Source organism: Streptomyces sp. NPDC040432 (assembly GCF_055595445.1).
Window position 1 is genome coordinate 376,934 of the sequence record NZ_JBVIVP010000002.1, and the last position, 16,109, is coordinate 393,042.

The window sequence follows — 16,109 nt, forward strand, 5'->3', positions numbered from 1 at the left end:
GGAGTCGGGGGTTACCGCAAGGTGTCGAGCACCTCGGCGCAGCGGCCCAGCAACCCGACGAGCTGCTCCCGCTCCTCCTCGGAGAAGGCGGCGGCGAGCGCGCGTTCGACCCGTACGGCGGCCTCGTCGGCCTGGTCCAGCACGGCGCGCCCCTCCTCGGTGAGGCGGGTCTCCAGGACGTTGCGGTGCCACGCGTGCGGGGTCCGTTCGATGAGACCGCGTTCCTGGAGGTTCTTCAGCACCGTGTTCATGGTCGGCGGGGTGACCCCGCAGAGGCGGGACAGGGCGGCCGCCGAAATGCCGGAGTTCTCACCGAGCCAGTAGAGGGCCGCGTACTGCGGAACCGTTACTGCGGCCGGCTTGAGGGCGGCGTTCTTCGCCCCGAGGAGCGCCTGCTCGGCGCGCTTGACGTGCGAGCCGATGCGCTCCTCGGCGGGCATGGAAGTCATGGGGGCATCCTACGACCCTTGCCAATCATTAGAGCTCTAACTAGTCTGCGTACTCACCTGATCGAAAGAGGACACCTGTGCCCATGTGGTCGAAGCTCATGCCCGTACCCCTCGCGCTGGCCGCGGCGCTGTCGCTGGGGGCGGCGCCCGCGCCGTCCGGGACGTCCGGGACGTCCGGGTCCGCCGTCCGGGTCACCACCGCCTTCACGCTGCCCGGCGCGAAGGTCTACCCCGAGGGCATAGCCGCCGACGCGCGCACGGGCACGATCTACGTCGGCTCGTACGCGGACGGCACCGTCTACCGGGCCCGCCCGGGAGCCCGCCGCGCCGAGGCCTTCCTCCCGGCGGGCACCGACGGCCGCACCACGGCGAACGGCCTGCGCGTGGACGCGCACGGCCGCCTCTGGGTCACCGACTCCACCCGGGGCGTCACCGTGTACGACACCCGGACCGGCGCCCGCACGGCCCGCTTCGAGGTGCCCGGGGACGCCCCCCGCTTCGTCAACGACCTCGCCATCACACCCGACGGCTCCGCGTACCTCACGGACAGCCTGCGCGGGGTGATCTACCGGGTCACCCCGGAGCAACTGGCCTCCGGTGACGGCCGGCTGCGCGTCGCGTACGACCTGACGCCGGCCCTGCGGCCCCGTCCGGCCGGCGGCTTCAGCCTCAACGGCATCGTCGCGGACCCGGCGGGCCGCTACCTCCTCACCGTCGACATGCCGGAGGGCGAGCTGCTGCGCGTCGACCTCCGCACGGGCGCCGTCAGCCGCGTCGCCCTGACCGGCGGGAAGCTCGCCTCCCCCGACGGGCTCGACCTCTCCCCCGACGGGACGCTCCGGGTCGCCCAGAACGTCCCCAACACCCTGACCCGCTGGAAGCTCTCCGCCGACGGCACCCGGGGCCGACTGACCGGCACCCTGACGGACCCCTCCCTACAGATCCCCACGACCCTGACCCACCGCCCCGGCCGCACCCTGGTGGTCCGCTCCCAGTTCGACAAGGACGGGCCGCTGACCCCGTCCACGGGCGCGCCGACGACGTTCACGATCGCCTCGGTCCGGGGCTTCTGAGGGCGGCCCCCGCTGTCACCAGTCCGGCTCGGCACCCTCCGCGAGCTCCCGGTAGGCCTGCGCGACGTCGTGGACGTGGACGGTGGTCGCCTCGTCGATCGACGGGTCCCGGGAGCCGTCGAGCACGTCGATGACCCTCAGGTCCCGCGCCTTGGCCGCCTTCGACGCCAACTCCCGGGCGAAACGGCCGTTGCCGAGCCGGTCGATGAGCGCGTCGAGCACGACGCGTTCGCAGCAGTCGCGCAGCGCCGCCGCCGCGTCGTCGCTGAGGACGTCGTTCTGCCGGCGGAAGAAGGACTCGGCGATCAGGACCAGTTCCTCGGCCGAGTAGGCCGGGAAGTCGACCCGCGTGTTGAACCGGGAGATGAGACCGGGGTTGGCGGACAGCAGCTCCCTGATCTCCTGCGGGTACCCGGCGAGCACGACGACCAGGCGGTGCCGATCGTCCTCGGCCCGCTTCAGGAGCACCTGGAGCGCCTCGTTGCCGAAGGCGTCCCCGCCGCTGTACCCGTCGTTGACCAGTGCGTACGCCTCGTCGACGAAGAGGACCCCGCCCAGCGCCCGGTCGACGGCCCCGGTGGTCTTCAGCGCCGTCGACCCGAGGTGCTGCCCCACGAGGTCCACCCGCTGGACCTCGACGACGTGACCGCGCTCCAGCATGCCGAGCCCGGCGAAGATCTGGCCGACGATCCGGGCGACCGTCGTCTTCCCGGTGCCGGGCGGCCCCGCGAACACCAGGTGCACGGGCGCCGGCGCCGCGCCGATCCCCTGCGCCCGGCGTACCGCTGCCATCCTCAGCTGGGCGGACAGGGCGCGGATCTGGCGCTTGACCGGGGCCAGGCCCACCATCGCGTCCAGCTCGGCCATCGCCGCGTCGAGCATCGCCGTACGGTCCTCGTCGCTCGGCCCCGCCGCCGCCCCGTCCGGCCGCACGCGCGGGGGACCGGCCTGGGCGGGGACGGGCCGTACGGCGGGCGGCGAGGTGGGAGGGGGCGGCGGGGTGGAAGGGGGCGGCGGGGTGACCGCCCGGGCCCGCTCGGCGACGTCGGCCAGCCCGGGGCTGTGACGGAACGCCGTCTGGAACTGCTTCAGCGCCTCCTCGGGCCGCCCGAGCTCCTCGTACGCACGGCCGCGCAGGTAACAGACCTCGCCGAGGAAACCGGTGTTGTCCCGCAGGGCGTGCGGCAGCGGGCGCAGCACGTTGAGCGCCTCGTGGTGGACGCCCTGCGCCACCAGGCCGGCCGCGACGTAGAGCTGCGACTCGTCGAGCAGGAAGGCGTCGCCGATGCCGGGCGCGAACCTCAGCAGCAGGGGCCAGTCCCGCTTGGTGAAGGCGTACCGGGCGAGCACGAACCGGGTCTCGTCACAGTCGAGCAGCGCGGACGACAGCATCTGCCACGCCTCGTCGGGCCGGCCCTCGTCCAGCAGCTTCGCGGCCTTCGCGAGCCACACGTCCCGGCGCGACTCCAGGCGGAAGTCCACGTACCCGCCGATCCGGAACCGCGAGACCAGCGGCGTACGGAGTCGCGCGCGCAGGGCGCCGAAGGAGTGCGACTGCGCGTACATCGCCTCGATGGCCTCACCCCGGCCCAGTCCCGCGGCGTGCATCCCCAGCCAGGCATCGGCCGCCGACGGATCGTGCCCGACCGCCGTCCGGAAGGCCTCCCCGGCCGCCTGCCGGTCACCTCGCCGCAGGTGCGCGACACCATCGACCCACGCCCGCTCGCACTTCCTGGCTGCCCGCCCCGACACGGCCGGTCCCGACATCACACGCTCCCCCGATTCCGCCCGATCCCCGCTGACCTTACGTCAGTTGCCCCACCCCGAGCGGCACCCGCGAGCGGCTGGACGCGGGCCTCGACCCCCCGCCGGACAACCTCGAAGGCGGCCCACCGGAAACGGCCGGCGCCGCGCGCGGAAGGTTGGTTCGCGGAGGACCTCGACCGCCTTCCCGCCAGAGGTGGTCGCACGGCCACCTCGTCACCATGCTCACCGTCGCACTCATGGAGCAGGTGCCCGCCGACACCTGTCGGCCGCGAGATGACCATCAAGCCCGCACTACCGGTGCATCGAGGACGAGGACGGGGCACCCGTCGTCCACGTCCACGAACTCGACGAACCCACCGGCGCCTACGCCCCCACCGGAATCTTCCGCAACACCCCCAGCACCCGGTGCCCTTCGCGATCAGCCAGACCTCGACAAGCTCACGCCGCCCCGAAGCAGCTGAAAAGTCGGCACCGTCCCAGCACTGGCGGTCAGTAGTGGTACCGAGCCGCGAGGACGACGACCTCTTTGTCCGTCACCAGGTAGACGAGGCGGTGCTCGTCGTCGATCCGCCGCGACCACGCGCCAGGCAGGTGGTACTTCAAAGGTTCGGGCTTGCCGATACCTGAGAACGGGTCACGCCTGATGTCCTCGATGAGCTTGTTGATTCGGGCGAGCATCTTGCGGTCGTTCTTGAGCCAGGACGTGTAGTCCTCCCAGCCCTGATCCTCGAAGACGAGCCTCACCCGGCACCCGCACCCGCGTCCGCCGAGTCCGGATCGATCAGCTCGCGCTCCGACACGTTGATGTGGGCCAGTGCGTTCTCATACGCCTTGAGCAGCCGGCGGGCGTTCGCCGGAGAGCGCAGCAGGTACGAGCCCTCGCGCAGCGCCGCATAGTCCTCTGCCGAGACGAGCACAGCGTTACCGTGCTTCGAGACGATCTCGATGGCCTCGTGATTCTCGTTGACCTTCTTGATCAGCGGAAAGAGTTCCTTGCGGGCTTCGCTCGCGGTGATGGACATGACCTGACTCCTCCCCTGGAGTGGTACCTAATAACGTACCACTCCCCACGCGCCTCGCGCAGGGTGAACCACCGGACGGGCGGCTGAACGTCGAGGCGCGGAAGACACGCCTGCGACTTCTGCAACAGCTCCTCGACGTGTCGCCGGGCGCGTCGGCGTAGCGCGTCGAACCGGTCGGTAAGTCATCCCAACGAGTACGGAGATCCTAGATTGTGTACACATGGCACACTCGGTACCTTTGAAGCATGACTCAGCCGCTGCCCATGGAGTCCATCCGCGACGTACGCGCCCACTTGGCCGAAGTCGTCGAACGGGCCGACCGCGACGACGTACCCACTGTCATCACCCGCCGCGGCAAACAGGTGGCCGCCGTGGTCTCGATCGAGGTGCTGCGCAAGTACCAGGAGTGGGAAGAGCGCGAGATCAACCGCATCATCGACGAGCGCATGGCCGGCCCGGCCGCAGGCGTCCCGATCGAGGACGTGATGAGGGAGACGCTGGCACGCCGTGAGTGACTACCGCACGGTGTTCCGGCCCGAGGCCCAAGCCGAGCTGCGCAAGATCCCGCGCGACATGACTCTTCGCATCCTGGCCGAACTGACGGAGCTGGAGAGCGACCCCTTCGGCTTCAACACCACCGCACTCGCATCCCAGCCTGAGCGCCGCCGCCTACGATTCGGCGACCACCGTGTCGTCTACACGATCGACAACGGGGAACTGGTGGTGTGGGTCGTACACGTCGGACACCGCTCCACGGTCTACGACACGTAGCCGCTCCAGGTGTCGCGGACTGTCGCGGACAGCGCAGCGGCCTGACCCGCGTTCTCGCAGCAGGTCAGGCCGTCTACGGGTGTGCACTCAGACGTTGAAGCGGAACTCCACCACGTCGCCGTCCTGCATGACGTACTCCTTGCCCTCCATGCGGGCCTTGCCCTTCGCGCGGGCCTCGGCCACCGAGCCGCATTCGACCAGGTCGGCGAAGGAGATGACCTCGGCCTTGATGAAGCCGCGCTGGAAGTCGGTGTGGATGACGCCCGCCGCCTCGGGGGCCGTGGCGCCCTTCTTGATGGTCCAGGCGCGGGTTTCCTTCGGGCCGGCCGTCAGGTAGGTCTGGAGGCCCAGGGTCGTGAAGCCGACGCGGCCGAGGGTGGCCATGCCGGGCTCCTCCTGGCCGACCGACTGGAGGAGTTCGAGCGCCTCGTCGTCCTCCAGCTCGATGAGCTCCTGCTCCAGCTTCGCGTTGAGGAAGATCGCCTCGGCCGGGGCGACCAGCGCGCGCTGCTCGTCCTTGAAGGCCTCGTCGGTCAGCTCGTCCTCGTCGACGTTGAAGACGTAGAGGAACGGCTTCGTGGTGAGGAGGTGCAGCTCGTGGAGGAGGTCGCCCCGCTCCGTGCCCTTGGTGATGCCCTTCGAGAAGAGGGTGTCGCCGGCTTCGAGGATCTTCTTCGCCTCGACGACGGCCGCGAGGACCGCGACCTTCTCCTTCTGGAGGCGGGACTCCTTCGCCAGGCGGGGCTCCGCCTTCTCGATGGACTGGAGGTCGGCGAGGATCAGCTCGGTGTTGATCGTCTCGATGTCGTCCTTGGGCGAGACCTTGCCGTCGACGTGCACGACGTTCTCGTCCTTGAAGGCACGGATGACCTGGCAGATCGCGTCGGACTCGCGGATGTTCGCGAGGAACTTGTTGCCGAGGCCCTCGCCCTCCGAGGCGCCGCGCACGATGCCGGCGATGTCGACGAAGTCGACGGTCGCCGGGAGGACCTTCTGGGAGCCGAAGATGCCCGCGAGGACGGCCAGACGCGGGTCCGGGACGCCGACGACGCCGACGTTCGGCTCGATGGTGGCGAACGGGTAGTTGGCCGCCAGCACGTCGTTCTTGGTCAGGGCGTTGAACAGGGTCGACTTGCCGACATTCGGCAGGCCGACGATTCCGATCGTGAGCGACACGTTGGCGACTTCCCGTAGCTGGAGGGGGCGGCGGCCCGGAGTGGGCCACCGGACAGTTTACTTTCAGATGAGTGCCACTCGATGTACGCGTGTCCGGGCGGCCGTACGGGGGGCCTCCCGCCTAGTTTGGTGGGGTGGAGCAATACAGGATGCGTTCGGTACGTCACCCTCAGGCGCCCCAGCCGCCTCACGAGCCCCCGGCGCCCCGCCGCCCGGTGCCCGTCGGCGGCGTACCCGCGCAGGCGCAGCGGCCCGGGCCCAGGCCTCCGGCCGGGCGTCGTCGCCGGATGCCCCGGCCCCGGCTGACCGGGCTCGGCGGCGGGCTGCTCGCGTGCACCGGCATGCTGCTGGCCGCCGGGATCTCCTGGCTGCTCTTCGGCTCCTCGCTGTTCGTGTACGGGCTGCTCTTCCTGCCGGTCGCCGCCGCCACGGCGTTGTGGGTGCGGCCGGCCGACCTGATCACGGCGCCGGTCTCCGTCCCGATCGCCTTCGCCGCCGGGGTGTGGCCCGTGTCCGGCGGCTCCGGAGGCTTCGCCGGGGAGCTCATGGGCGTGGTGTCCGCGCTCTCCCTGCACGCCGGGTGGCTGTACGCGGGCACCCTGATCGCCGCCCTCATCGCGCTGGCGCGCCGCGCTGTGCTGAGCGGCCGCCGCCGCGCCGCCCGACGCGGCACGACGGCGTACTAGACCGCGCCGAGCGGCCTGACCGGCCCTGCTCCGCCTACTTCGCCAGGTCCCGCGCCGCCATCGCCGCGCCGACGATGCCGGCGTCGTTCTGCAGCTTCGCCGGGACGATCTCGGCCCGGATGCCCTCGATCAGCGGGAGGAACTTCTCGGGCTTGCGGCTGACGCCGCCGCCGAGCACGAACAGGTCCGGGGAGAACAGCATCTCCACGTGGGCCAGGTACTTCTCCAGGCGTCGGGCCCAGTGCGGCCAGCTGAGGTCGCCGTCCTCCTTGGCCTTGACGGAGGCGCGCGTCTCCGCGTCGTGGCCCTTCAGTTCGAGGTGCCCGAGCTCGGTGTTCGGTACGAGTCGGCCGTCCCGGAAGACCGCGCTGCCGATGCCCGTACCGAGGGTGAGCAGGATGACGGTGCCCGAGACGTCGCGGCCGGCCCCGTAGGTGATCTCTGCGATCCCCGCCGCGTCGGCGTCGTTGAGGACGGTGACCTTCCTGCCGCCCAGGCGGGAGGAGAGCAGGGACGCCGCGTCGAGGTCGATCCACCCCTGGTCCACGTTGGCGGCCGTCCGGGTGATGCCGTGCGTGACCACGCCCGGGAAGGTGACCCCGATCGGGCCCTTCCACGAGAAGGCGTCGACCACCTCGGCAACGCACCCGGCGACCCCTTCGGGGGTGGCCGGGTGCGGTGTCAGTACTTTGTGGCGCTCCTGGGCCAGCTCGCCGCGGTCCAGGTCCACGGGAGCGCCCTTGATCCCTGAACCGCCGATGTCCACACCGAAGATCTCCATGGGATCACCGTACGAAGCGGGCGCCCCGGGAGCTAGTCGTCCGCGCCGCCGGGCCCGTCATCCCGGTCCCCGGGGCCGACCGCACCGCCCCGCGCTCCCCGGGCTCCGCGGACGTCCTAGGCGTCCGGCCCGGCCGCGAGCAGCCCCGCGGCCTCGGCGCGCAGGTCGCGGCGCAGTTCCTTCGGGAGGGAGAAGACGATCGACTCCTCGGCGGTCTTGACGATCTCGACATCGGCGTAGCCGCGCTGCGTCAGCCATTCCAGGACCTCCTCGACCAGCACCTCCGGCACGGAGGCGCCCGAGGTGAGGCCGACGGTGGTGACGCCCTCCAGCCAGGCCTCGTCGATCTCCGACGCGAAGTCGACCAGGTGGGCGGCGCGCGCGCCGGCGTCGAGGGCGACCTCGACGAGGCGGATGGAGTTCGAGGAGTTCTTCGACCCGACGACGATGACGAGGTCGGAGTCGGCGCCCATCACCTTGACGGCGGCCTGCCGGTTCGAGGTGGCGTAGCAGATGTCGTCGCTCGGCGGGGAGACGAGCAGCGGGAACTTGGTCTTCAGGGCGTCGACCGTCTCCATCGTCTCGTCGACGGAGAGGGTGGTCTGCGACAGCCAGACGACCTTCGACTCGTCGCGCACCTGCACGTTCGCGACGTCGTCGGGGCCGTCGACGATCGTGATGTGGTCCGGCGCCTCGCCGGAGGTGCCGATGACCTCCTCGTGGCCCTCGTGGCCGATGAGGAGGATGTCGAAGTCCTCGTTCGCGTAGCGGATCGCTTCCTTGTGCACCTTGGTGACCAGGGGGCAGGTGGCGTCGATCGTCGCGAGCTTGCCGCGGGCGGCCTCCTCGTGGACGACGGGGGCCACCCCGTGCGCCGAGAACATCACGATGGAGCCCTCGGGGACCTCCTCCGTCCGCTCGACGAAGATGGCGCCCTTCTTCTCCAGCGTCTGGACGACGTACTTGTTGTGCACGATCTCGTGGCGTACGTAGACCGGCGCACCGTACTGCTCCAGGGCCTTCTCGACGGCGATCACGGCTCGGTCCACGCCCGCGCAGTAGCCGCGGGGGGCGGCGAGCAGGACGCGGCGGGATGCGGGAGCGGGGGCGGGTGCAGTCATGCCCTCCATCGTACGGGGGGCTCCAGCAGGCCGTACGTCCCCCGTCCGGCACACACTGGCCCGAAAGCCTGTCCCGCCTATCCCTCGGAGGACGGATGGCGTCCGTCACGGATTCCGGTACGCCCGCACCCACCGCCCTACGGCGGAACCTCGGCTTCCGGGACCTGGTCGTCTACGGTCTGCTCTTCATCGCGCCCATGGCTCCGGTGGGGGTGTTCGGCACCCTGGACGCCAAGTCGCACGGGGCGGTCGCGCTCGTGTACCTGGTCGCGACGGTCGCGATGGCGTTCACCGCGTTCAGCTACGCACAGATGGTGCGGGTGGCCCCGCAGGCCGGCTCGGTCTTCACGTACGCCCGCAAGGGCCTCGGGGAGGGGCCGGGGCTGATCGCCGGCTGGATGGCGATGCTGGACTACCTGCTGATCCCGGCCGTGGCGTACCTGTTCTCCGGGATCGCGATGAACGCGCTGGTCCCGGAGGTTTCCCGGTGGGTGTGGACGGCCCTCGCCGTCGTGATCACGACGGCGTTGAACCTGTGGGGGGTGCGGGCCGCCGCCCGGGTGGGGTTCGCCGTGCTGGCCATGGAGATCGTGGTCCTGCTCGTCTTCCTGGTCGCGGCGGTGGTGGCGCTGGTCGACGGCGGGGCGCGGCGGGGCTGGCTGTCCCCGCTGACGGGTGACGGTTCGCTCGGTTTCTCGGTGGCCGCCGTGCTGGGCGCGGTGTCGGTCGCCGTCCTGTCCTACCTGGGGTTCGACGCCATCGCCTCGTTCGCCGAGGAGGTGACGGGTGGTTCCGCGCGGGTGGCGCGGGCGGTGCTGTTCTGTCTTGCGGTGACCGGGGTGCTGTTCATCGCGCAGACCTATCTGGCGGCGCTGCTGACCCCGGTGTCGTCGGCCGAGCTGGCCGCGGATCCCGGGCTCCAGGGTCCCGCGTTCTACGACACCGTCGAGTCCGCGACGGGGGCGTGGCTGCACGACCTGGTGGCGGTGAGCAAGGCGATCGGGGCGGCGTTCGCGGCGCTGGCCGGGCAGGCGGCGGCCGGCCGGCTGCTGTTCGCGATGGCGCGGGAGGGCCGGCTGCCGCGGGTCCTGTCCCGTACGTCGGACGGCACTCCGCGGGCGGCGCTGCTGGTGGCGGCGACGGTGACGTTGGTGGCGGCGGTGTGGGCGGCGCGCCGCGACGACGGCCTCGACCACCTGGTGTCGGTGGTGGACGTGGGGGCGCTGGTGGCGTTCACGTTGCTGCACGCCTCGGTGGTGGGCTGGTTCGTGGTGCGGCGCGCGGGCGGCCCGGTGAACTGGTGGAAGCACCTGGTGGTTCCGGCGCTGGGCGCGGTGGTGACCGTCGCCGTGATCGTGGAGGCGTCGTGGGAGGCGCAGGTCGTGGGGGCGGTGTGGCTGGCGGTGGGCCTGGGGGTGTTGGTGGCCCAGCGGGGCCGACGCGCCGGGGAACGGTCCGACGGGCCCGGTAGCGGTGTCGGCCCCGGCGACTAGCCTGCGTGCATGGGTCTGAATACGTCGGCTGATGCGCCGCTGCCGGTCGGTCAGGTGTCCCGGCTCATCGGGGGCTGGATCGACCGGTTGGGTCAGGTGTGGGTGGAGGGGCAGATCACGCAGCTGTCCCGGCGGCCGGGTGCGGGGGTGGTCTTCCTGACGTTGCGCGATCCGTCGCACGACATCTCCGTCAGCGTGACCTGCTTCCGGCAGGTCTTCGAGGAGGTCGCGGACGCGGTGACGGAGGGCTCGCGGGTCGTCGTCCTGGCGAAGCCCGAGTGGTACGCCCCGCGCGGCCAGTTGTCCCTGCGGGTGACGGAGATCCGGCCGGTCGGCATCGGGGAGCTGTTGGCCCGGTTGGAGCGGCTCAAGCGGTCCTTGGCGGCGGAGGGCTTGTTCGCCCTGGACCGCAAGAAGCCGCTGCCGTTCCTGCCGCAGCTGATCGGGTTGGTGGTGGGCCGTGCGTCGGCGGCCGAGCGGGACGTCCTGGAGAACGCCCGGCGGCGGTGGCCCGCCGTCCGCTTCGAGGTCCGCAACGTGGCCGTCCAGGGGGTGCACGCGGTGCCCCAGGTGGTGCGGGCGGTCGAGGAGTTGGACGCCCGACCCGATGTGGACGTGATCATCGTGGCGCGCGGCGGCGGCAGCGTGGAGGACCTGCTGCCCTTCTCGGACGAGGAGGTCGTGCGAGCGGTCGCGGCGGCCCGTACTCCGGTGGTCTCGGCGATCGGGCACGAGCCGGACTCCCCGCTGCTGGACCTCGTCGCGGACCTTCGGGCCTCGACGCCCACGGACGCGGCGAAGAAGGTGGTCCCGGACGTCGGGGAGGAGATGGAGCGCGTACGTCAGCTCCAGGGCCGGGGGCTGCGGGCCCTGCGCGGGCTGCTCGACCGGGAGGAGAGGGGGCTCGCGCACGCCCTGGCACGGCCGGTCTTCGTTCATCCGCAGCGGATGGTGGAGACCCGGGAGGACGAGGTGGAGGCCTTGCTGGCGCGCGGCCGGCGCACGCTGGGGCACCTGCTGGACCGGGCCGACTCCGAACTGGCGCACACCCTGGCCCGGGTGGTGGCGCTGTCCCCGGCGGCGACGCTGGAGCGCGGGTACGCGGTGCTCCAGCGGGCGGACGGGCACGTGGTGGGCGCCCCGGGTGAGGTCGCGCCGAGCGACGTGCTGCGGGCGCGGGTGGCGGCGGGCGCGTTCTCGGTGGCGGTCGTGGAAGTCCCGGACGGGACGCAGGAGACGGACGGGGCGCAGGAGGCGGAGGTCGGCGCGGAAGGCGATGGGAGTCCCGGCGGCGACTCCCTCTGAAGCGACACACTGCGGCAACAAATTCGATGTACGACACACATACGATGGGAACGGGAATGACTGACACCGAAACGGCGCTGGGCTACGAGCAGGCCCGCGACGAACTCATCGAGGTCGTCCGCAAGCTGGAGGCGGGCGGAACCTCGCTGGAGGAGTCGCTGGCGCTCTGGGAGCGCGGCGAGGAGCTGGCGAAGGTCTGCCGGCACTGGCTGGAGGGGGCCCGCGCCCGGCTGGACTCGGCGCTGGCCGCACGGGACGCGGGGACGGACGGGAACGCCGCCGACGGGGCGGGCCGGCCCGAGTGATCTCGATCACCCGCACGCCAATTTAGTTGAAACTTCACCTATTTTCGCCCTAGAGTCGGAGACATCGCGCTTCACCTCCGTAAAGAAGAAGGCTTTCCGATGTCTCTCGTTCTCGACGCCGCCGCTCAGGACCTGCTGTTCCGCGAGGCCCGTACCGCCAACACCTTCTCCGACGAGCCGGTGACCGACGAGCAGGTCCAGGCCATCTACGAGCTGGTGAAGTTCGGCCCCACCGCTTTCAACGCCACCCCGCTGCGCGTCACGCTGGTCCGCTCCCCCGAGGCCCGCGAGCGCCTCGTGAAGCACATGGCCCAGGGCAACCAGGCCAAGACCGCCACGGCGCCGCTGGTCGCGATCCTCTCCGCGGACAACGAGTTCCACGAGGAGATCCCGCAGCTGCTGCCGAGCTACCCGCAGGCCAAGGACTTCTTCACCGAGCGCCCGGTCCGCGAGCAGAGCGCGCTGGTCAACGCCTCGCTCCAGGCCGCGTACTTCATAGTCGGCGTCCGCGCCGCCGGTCTGGCCGCCGGTCCGATGACGGGCGTGGACTTCGCCGGTCTCCAGAAGGAGTTCCTGGACGACGACCACACCCCGATCATGGTCGTCAACATCGGCAAGCCGGGCGAGGCCGCCTGGTACCCGCGCAGCCCGCGCCTGGCCTTCGACCAGGTCATCACCACCGTCTGAGCACCGCCGCCCCGCGCACGCGGGCAGCACACCGAAGAGGCCGCCCGCCCCGGAATCCCCGGGGCGGGCGGCCTCTTCGTGTCGACTTCCGCGGCGCGTCCCGCGGTGTTCCCCGCGCCGCCTCCGCGCCGGGTTCCGCGGCGCGTCCTGCGGTGTTCCCCGCGGCGCGTCCTGCTCGGTGTCCTACTTCGCGTCCGGACCCTGCTTGAACTCCAGCGCCCCCGCCATCCGCGCCAGCTGTTCGAAGGAGGCGTTCCCGGTCACGACGGTGACCCAGCCCTGCTCCTGCCGGACGAGCGCGTCGTACTTCTCGCCCTCCCAGCGCTCCCAGGCCCGGTCACCGATCTGCTCGGTGCCCCCGGCCGCCTTGGCGCCCTGGGTGACCTTCGAGAGGTACTTCGGCGAGACGTCGGTGGACTGCTCCACCGCCACGTACTCCTCGTCCGAGGCGAGGAAGCCCAGGTGCCAGGCGTTCGCGTTCTTGCGCTCGTACGTCACCGAGGTCGCCCGCCACTCGGCGGGGAGCCCCACGGGAGCCGCCACCGGGTACGGCGCCGCGCGCCGGGCCGTGAGGGTCTCCACCCGGTAGTCGACCGTGCGCGTCGGATCGGCGTCCTCGTCGTGCGGGACGAAGATGTAGATCCCCGCCACGACCACGCCGATCACCGCCAGCGATCGGAACATGTCCCAGACCGTCTGCTTGCCCTTCATACCTGCCACCGGACCATCGTCCCGCATCCCGCGGGGGCGATCACCGCCGGGGTGGCCGTGTCGGTCGCGCGCACGGGAAAGGGCCGCCCGAGCGCAAGGTGTCCGCTCACGCCAACCCCTTGACCGATATTCCGCTCATACGTGACCCGGCCTGCTCAATATGTCGACGTACCGATAGAGTTCCAGCACCCTCACATCCCGGCCGTCGTCGTACAGAAAGGTGCGCTCCGATGACCGAGCACAACCTGCCGCCCCAGCTCGAAGTCCATCCCGATTCCCCCGACCGCAACCTCGCCCTGGAACTGGTCCGGGTCACCGAGGCCGCAGCCCTGGCCGCCGGCCGGTGGGTCGGCCGCGGCGACAAGATCGGCGCCGACGGCGCCGCCGTCAACGCGATGCGCACCCTGATCTCCACCGTCTCGATGAACGGCGTCGTCGTCATCGGCGAGGGCGAGAAGGACGAAGCCCCCATGCTCTTCAACGGCGAGCGGGTCGGCGACGGCACCGGCGCCGAGGTCGACATCGCCGTGGACCCGATCGACGGGACCACGCTCAACGCCAAGGGCATGCCCAACGCCATCGCCGTGCTGGCCGCCGCCGACCGCGGCACCATGTTCGACCCGTCCGCGGTCTTCTACATGGACAAGCTCGTCACCGGCCCCGAGGCCGCCGACTTCGTCGACATCAACGCCCCCGTCGCGGTGAACATCCGCCGCGTCGCCAAGGCCAAGAGCATCGCCGTCGAGGACGTCACCGTCGTCATCCTGGACCGCCCGCGTCACGAGGGCATCGTCAAGGAGATCCGCGAGACCGGCGCCCGCATCAAGTTCATCTCGGACGGCGACGTCGCGGGCTCGGTCATGGCGGTGCGCGAGGGCACCGGCGTGGACCTGCTCCTCGGCATCGGCGGCACGCCCGAGGGCATCATCTCGGCCTGCGCCATCAAGTGCCTCGGCGGCACCATCCAGGGCAAGCTGTGGCCCAAGGACGACGCCGAGCGCGGTCGTGCCATCGACGCGGGTCACGACCTGGACCGCGTCCTGACCACGACGGACCTGGTGTCCGGCGAGAACGTCTTCTTCGTCGCCACCGGCATCACGGACGGCGAGCTGCTGCGCGGCGTCCACTACCGCTCGGAGACCGCGACGACGTCCTCGCTGGTCATGCGCTCGAAGTCGGGCACCATCCGGCAGATCGATTCCACCCACCGGCTGTCGAAGCTGCGCGCGTACAGCGGCATCGACTTCGACCGCGCCCAGTAGGAGCGGCGCGGAGAGCGGCCGGCCCTGAGGGCGGTACGACGTGAGGGGCGGTCCCGCGTGCGGCGGGTCCGCCCCTTTCGCGTCCGTACGTCGTACCGCGCGCCCGGCCGGGGCCGGGGCGTGGCGGATCGGGCTCAGCCCGCCGCGGCGATGGGCCCGGGCCCGGCGGCGCCGGGCAGCAGTTCGGTGGCGCGCCGCCTGCGCCGACCCAGCACGACCCGCCGCTCGGCGGCGGTGAGACCGCCCCAGACGCCGTAGGGCTCGGGCTGGAGCAGGGCGTGTTCGCGGCAGGCGACCATGACTGGGCAGCGCGCGCAGACCCGCTTGGCGGCCTCTTCGCGGGCGAGCCGGGCCGCGGTGGGTTCCTTCGAGGGGGCGAAGAAGAGTCCCGCCTCGTCCCTGCGGCACACCGCCTCCGCGTGCCAGGGGCCGTCCTCCTCCCGGGCCGGCACCCTCGGCTTCGGCACGGCGGCCGTCCGCGTCGGAAGGCTCTGGACGACGGCTGCCTGCAGGGACTGATGCGGCGGATGCGGCACGGTCTACTCCTGACGACGTATACGCGAGCGAGAGACGATGCACCAGTCCCTACCCGCTGGGCGTGCCCCTATGCCCCACGGGCCGCCGGGCGCGGGGGTTCGACCGAAAACCGAAAAACGACGCAGGCCCGAAACCCCCGTGCGGCCCCCCTGCCCGACGCGCGGGGCACGGGCCGTTCAGCCCTCCTGCCGCTTGCGGAACTTCTGGGCGAGGTCGACCAGTCGGGCCCCGGGCTTGGGGCGGGCCTCGATGTTGCCGAGCAGTGAGAAGCCACGGACGATCACGACCGGCGCCTGCGGATCGGTGGCGCCGCGGGCCTGACCGCTGACCTCGAAGTTGCCGAGGACGCCGCTGCCGTAGCCGCGCAGGGTGACGTTCTCCGGAACGATGATCTCGACGTTGCCGAGCACCGACGTCACGTTTATCTCGGTGATCTGCTGCTCGAAGACGGCCTCGGTCAGGTCGATGTTGATGTCGCCCATGACCGAAACGGCTCGGGTACGGGCACCGGGGCGCCAGCGGCCCTTGCGGGCGGAGGCGCTGCACACGGCGACGACGGTCTCGGTCCAGCCCGATCCGGGGGCGGCCACGGGGGCGGCGCCCGCGGACCCCGGCGCGGCCGGGAGGTCCCGTACGAGCACGTCCAGCTCGCCGACCGTCTTGAAGGCGTAGAGGGAGTCCAGGCGCTCGGAGTGCTCCTCCGCGGTCAGCCGGCCCTCGGCGAGGGCGTCCGAGAGGATCTGCGCGATCCGGTCCCGGTCGGCGTCGGAGGCGCGCAGCTCGGAAGGGGCGGCGGCAGCGGGGGCGGCGGGGTGCTTTTCCAGGTCCACGACGCCAGCATAGCGAGACACGATAGATCGCGATACGACTGAGTGAGCCTTACCTCACAGACGTGGCGCCTCCGGGAGGTCCTACGCTTGATACCGCGCTGCCAAATTGGTCGCCAGCGCCGTCTGCCGATTG

General features: G+C 71.3%; 19 protein-coding genes and 1 pseudogene. 10 read left to right on the plus strand and 10 right to left on the minus strand.

What is annotated here, in order from left to right; translation table 11 throughout:
• Nucleotides 1–11: 11 nt before the first annotated feature.
• Nucleotides 12–449 (minus strand): MarR family winged helix-turn-helix transcriptional regulator, encoded by a 438-nt coding sequence (locus ACZ58N_RS05385; protein WP_471155871.1) that lies wholly within the window; start codon nt 447–449, stop codon nt 12–14.
• An 83-nt stretch (nt 450–532) separates the two neighbouring features.
• Between ACZ58N_RS05385 and ACZ58N_RS05390 the strand changes: the two genes are divergently transcribed.
• Nucleotides 533–1,522: an SMP-30/gluconolactonase/LRE family protein gene (locus tag ACZ58N_RS05390; RefSeq protein WP_471155872.1), complete on the plus strand. Its 990-nt coding sequence runs from the start codon at nt 533–535 to the stop codon at nt 1,520–1,522.
• Nucleotides 1,523–1,537: 15 nt separating this feature from the next.
• On the opposite strand, the gene ACZ58N_RS05395 is transcribed toward ACZ58N_RS05390, so the two are convergent.
• The gene (locus ACZ58N_RS05395) at nt 1,538–3,289 is read right to left on the minus strand and encodes an AAA family ATPase (RefSeq protein ID WP_471155874.1); all 1,752 of its coding nucleotides are present in this window, start codon (nt 3,287–3,289) and stop codon (nt 1,538–1,540) included.
• Between the two features lie 141 nt (nt 3,290–3,430).
• Between ACZ58N_RS05395 and ACZ58N_RS05400 the strand changes: the two are divergent.
• A pseudogene (locus ACZ58N_RS05400) lies at nt 3,431–3,750 on the plus strand (Uma2 family endonuclease); the annotation flags it as partial.
• Between the two features lie 28 nt (nt 3,751–3,778).
• Here the strand turns inward: ACZ58N_RS05400 and ACZ58N_RS05405 are convergent.
• Both ACZ58N_RS05405 and ACZ58N_RS05410 read right to left on the minus strand, forming a co-directional pair.
• Nucleotides 3,779–4,033, minus strand: coding sequence for a Txe/YoeB family addiction module toxin (locus ACZ58N_RS05405; RefSeq protein ID WP_471155877.1), 255 nt, complete (start codon nt 4,031–4,033; stop codon nt 3,779–3,781).
• Entirely contained in the window at nt 4,030–4,311 is a 282-nt protein-coding gene (locus ACZ58N_RS05410; RefSeq protein ID WP_471155878.1) for a type II toxin-antitoxin system Phd/YefM family antitoxin, read from the minus strand. Before ACZ58N_RS05410 ends, ACZ58N_RS05405 begins: the two co-directional genes overlap by 4 nt.
• A gap of 245 nt (nt 4,312–4,556) precedes the next feature.
• Here ACZ58N_RS05410 and ACZ58N_RS05415 point away from each other — a divergent pair, with 245 nt between their 5' ends.
• Together ACZ58N_RS05415 and ACZ58N_RS05420 are read left to right on the plus strand one after the other, a co-directional pair.
• Complete coding sequence (locus ACZ58N_RS05415; protein WP_471155880.1) at nt 4,557–4,826, plus strand: type II toxin-antitoxin system Phd/YefM family antitoxin; 270 nt, start codon at nt 4,557–4,559, stop codon at nt 4,824–4,826.
• The gene (locus ACZ58N_RS05420) at nt 4,819–5,082 is read left to right on the plus strand and encodes a type II toxin-antitoxin system RelE family toxin (RefSeq protein ID WP_471155881.1); all 264 of its coding nucleotides are present in this window, start codon (nt 4,819–4,821) and stop codon (nt 5,080–5,082) included. The genes ACZ58N_RS05415 and ACZ58N_RS05420 overlap by 8 nt, the downstream gene beginning before the upstream one ends.
• An 87-nt stretch (nt 5,083–5,169) precedes the next feature.
• Here ACZ58N_RS05420 and ychF read toward each other — a convergent pair whose 3' ends face one another.
• The gene (gene ychF / locus ACZ58N_RS05425) at nt 5,170–6,258 is read right to left on the minus strand and encodes a redox-regulated ATPase YchF (protein ID WP_471155884.1); all 1,089 of its coding nucleotides are present in this window, start codon (nt 6,256–6,258) and stop codon (nt 5,170–5,172) included.
• 287 nt (nt 6,259–6,545) lie between these two features.
• On the opposite strand from ychF, the gene ACZ58N_RS05430 reads away from it, so the two are divergent.
• Complete coding sequence (locus ACZ58N_RS05430; protein ID WP_471155887.1) at nt 6,546–6,944, plus strand: DUF6542 domain-containing protein; 399 nt, start codon at nt 6,546–6,548, stop codon at nt 6,942–6,944.
• Between the two features lie 34 nt (nt 6,945–6,978).
• Here ACZ58N_RS05430 and ppgK read toward each other — a convergent pair whose 3' ends face one another.
• Complete coding sequence (ppgK, locus tag ACZ58N_RS05435; RefSeq protein WP_471155890.1) at nt 6,979–7,725, minus strand: polyphosphate--glucose phosphotransferase; 747 nt, start codon at nt 7,723–7,725, stop codon at nt 6,979–6,981.
• A gap of 116 nt (nt 7,726–7,841) precedes the next feature.
• Nucleotides 7,842–8,855, minus strand: coding sequence for a 4-hydroxy-3-methylbut-2-enyl diphosphate reductase (locus ACZ58N_RS05440; RefSeq protein ID WP_471155893.1), 1,014 nt, complete (start codon nt 8,853–8,855; stop codon nt 7,842–7,844).
• Between the two features lie 86 nt (nt 8,856–8,941).
• On the opposite strand from ACZ58N_RS05440, the gene ACZ58N_RS05445 reads away from it, so the two are divergent.
• From ACZ58N_RS05445 to ACZ58N_RS05460, 4 genes are all read left to right on the plus strand, one after another.
• Nucleotides 8,942–10,339 (plus strand): APC family permease, encoded by a 1,398-nt coding sequence (locus ACZ58N_RS05445; protein ID WP_471155896.1) that lies wholly within the window; start codon nt 8,942–8,944, stop codon nt 10,337–10,339.
• Nucleotides 10,340–10,348: 9 nt separating this feature from the next.
• Entirely contained in the window at nt 10,349–11,644 is a 1,296-nt protein-coding gene (xseA, locus tag ACZ58N_RS05450) for an exodeoxyribonuclease VII large subunit (RefSeq protein ID WP_471155898.1), read from the plus strand.
• Nucleotides 11,645–11,700: 56 nt separating this feature from the next.
• Nucleotides 11,701–11,949 carry an exodeoxyribonuclease VII small subunit gene (locus ACZ58N_RS05455; RefSeq protein ID WP_471155901.1) on the plus strand — a complete coding sequence of 83 codons (249 nt, stop codon included), beginning with the start codon at nt 11,701–11,703 and terminating at the stop codon, nt 11,947–11,949.
• 99 nt (nt 11,950–12,048) lie between these two features.
• Nucleotides 12,049–12,636 (plus strand): malonic semialdehyde reductase, encoded by a 588-nt coding sequence (locus ACZ58N_RS05460; RefSeq protein WP_389711389.1) that lies wholly within the window; start codon nt 12,049–12,051, stop codon nt 12,634–12,636.
• A gap of 183 nt (nt 12,637–12,819) precedes the next feature.
• On the opposite strand, the gene ACZ58N_RS05465 is transcribed toward ACZ58N_RS05460, so the two are convergent.
• A complete protein-coding gene (locus ACZ58N_RS05465) occupies nt 12,820–13,347 on the minus strand; it encodes a DUF4245 domain-containing protein (protein ID WP_471156562.1) in 528 nt (175 codons plus the stop codon).
• Between the two features lie 230 nt (nt 13,348–13,577).
• Here ACZ58N_RS05465 and glpX point away from each other — a divergent pair, with 230 nt between their 5' ends.
• Nucleotides 13,578–14,609, plus strand: a complete 1,032-nt coding sequence (gene glpX, locus ACZ58N_RS05470) for a class II fructose-bisphosphatase (RefSeq protein WP_362877401.1) — start codon at nt 13,578–13,580, stop codon at nt 14,607–14,609.
• 134 nt (nt 14,610–14,743) lie between these two features.
• Here glpX and ACZ58N_RS05475 read toward each other — a convergent pair whose 3' ends face one another.
• Together ACZ58N_RS05475 and ACZ58N_RS05480 are read right to left on the minus strand one after the other, a co-directional pair.
• Nucleotides 14,744–15,145 (minus strand): WhiB family transcriptional regulator, encoded by a 402-nt coding sequence (locus ACZ58N_RS05475; protein WP_385575545.1) that lies wholly within the window; start codon nt 15,143–15,145, stop codon nt 14,744–14,746.
• Between the two features lie 177 nt (nt 15,146–15,322).
• Entirely contained in the window at nt 15,323–15,976 is a 654-nt protein-coding gene (locus ACZ58N_RS05480; protein ID WP_471155903.1) for a DUF1707 SHOCT-like domain-containing protein, read from the minus strand.
• Nucleotides 15,977–16,109: the final 133 nt, after the last annotated feature.

Excerpts from the sequence above, each read along its gene's own strand:
- ACZ58N_RS05385 (WP_471155871.1), bottom strand. The coding sequence starts at position 449 with ATGACTTCCATGCCCGCCGAGGAGCGCATCGGCTCGCACGTCAAGCGC.
- ACZ58N_RS05390 (WP_471155872.1), top strand. The coding sequence starts at position 533 with ATGTGGTCGAAGCTCATGCCCGTACCCCTCGCGCTGGCCGCGGCGCTG.
- ACZ58N_RS05395 (WP_471155874.1), bottom strand. The coding sequence starts at position 3,289 with ATGTCGGGACCGGCCGTGTCGGGGCGGGCAGCCAGGAAGTGCGAGCGG.
- ACZ58N_RS05410 (WP_471155878.1), bottom strand. The coding sequence starts at position 4,311 with ATGTCCATCACCGCGAGCGAAGCCCGCAAGGAACTCTTTCCGCTGATC.
- ACZ58N_RS05415 (WP_471155880.1), top strand. The coding sequence starts at position 4,557 with ATGACTCAGCCGCTGCCCATGGAGTCCATCCGCGACGTACGCGCCCAC.
- ACZ58N_RS05430 (WP_471155887.1), top strand. The coding sequence starts at position 6,546 with ATGCCCCGGCCCCGGCTGACCGGGCTCGGCGGCGGGCTGCTCGCGTGC.
- ppgK (WP_471155890.1), bottom strand. The coding sequence starts at position 7,725 with ATGGAGATCTTCGGTGTGGACATCGGCGGTTCAGGGATCAAGGGCGCT.
- ACZ58N_RS05440 (WP_471155893.1), bottom strand. The coding sequence starts at position 8,855 with ATGGAGGGCATGACTGCACCCGCCCCCGCTCCCGCATCCCGCCGCGTC.
- ACZ58N_RS05445 (WP_471155896.1), top strand. The coding sequence starts at position 8,942 with ATGGCGTCCGTCACGGATTCCGGTACGCCCGCACCCACCGCCCTACGG.
- xseA (WP_471155898.1), top strand. The coding sequence starts at position 10,349 with ATGGGTCTGAATACGTCGGCTGATGCGCCGCTGCCGGTCGGTCAGGTG.
- ACZ58N_RS05455 (WP_471155901.1), top strand. The coding sequence starts at position 11,701 with ATGACTGACACCGAAACGGCGCTGGGCTACGAGCAGGCCCGCGACGAA.
- ACZ58N_RS05460 (WP_389711389.1), top strand. The coding sequence starts at position 12,049 with ATGTCTCTCGTTCTCGACGCCGCCGCTCAGGACCTGCTGTTCCGCGAG.
- ACZ58N_RS05465 (WP_471156562.1), bottom strand. The coding sequence starts at position 13,347 with ATGAAGGGCAAGCAGACGGTCTGGGACATGTTCCGATCGCTGGCGGTG.
- glpX (WP_362877401.1), top strand. The coding sequence starts at position 13,578 with ATGACCGAGCACAACCTGCCGCCCCAGCTCGAAGTCCATCCCGATTCC.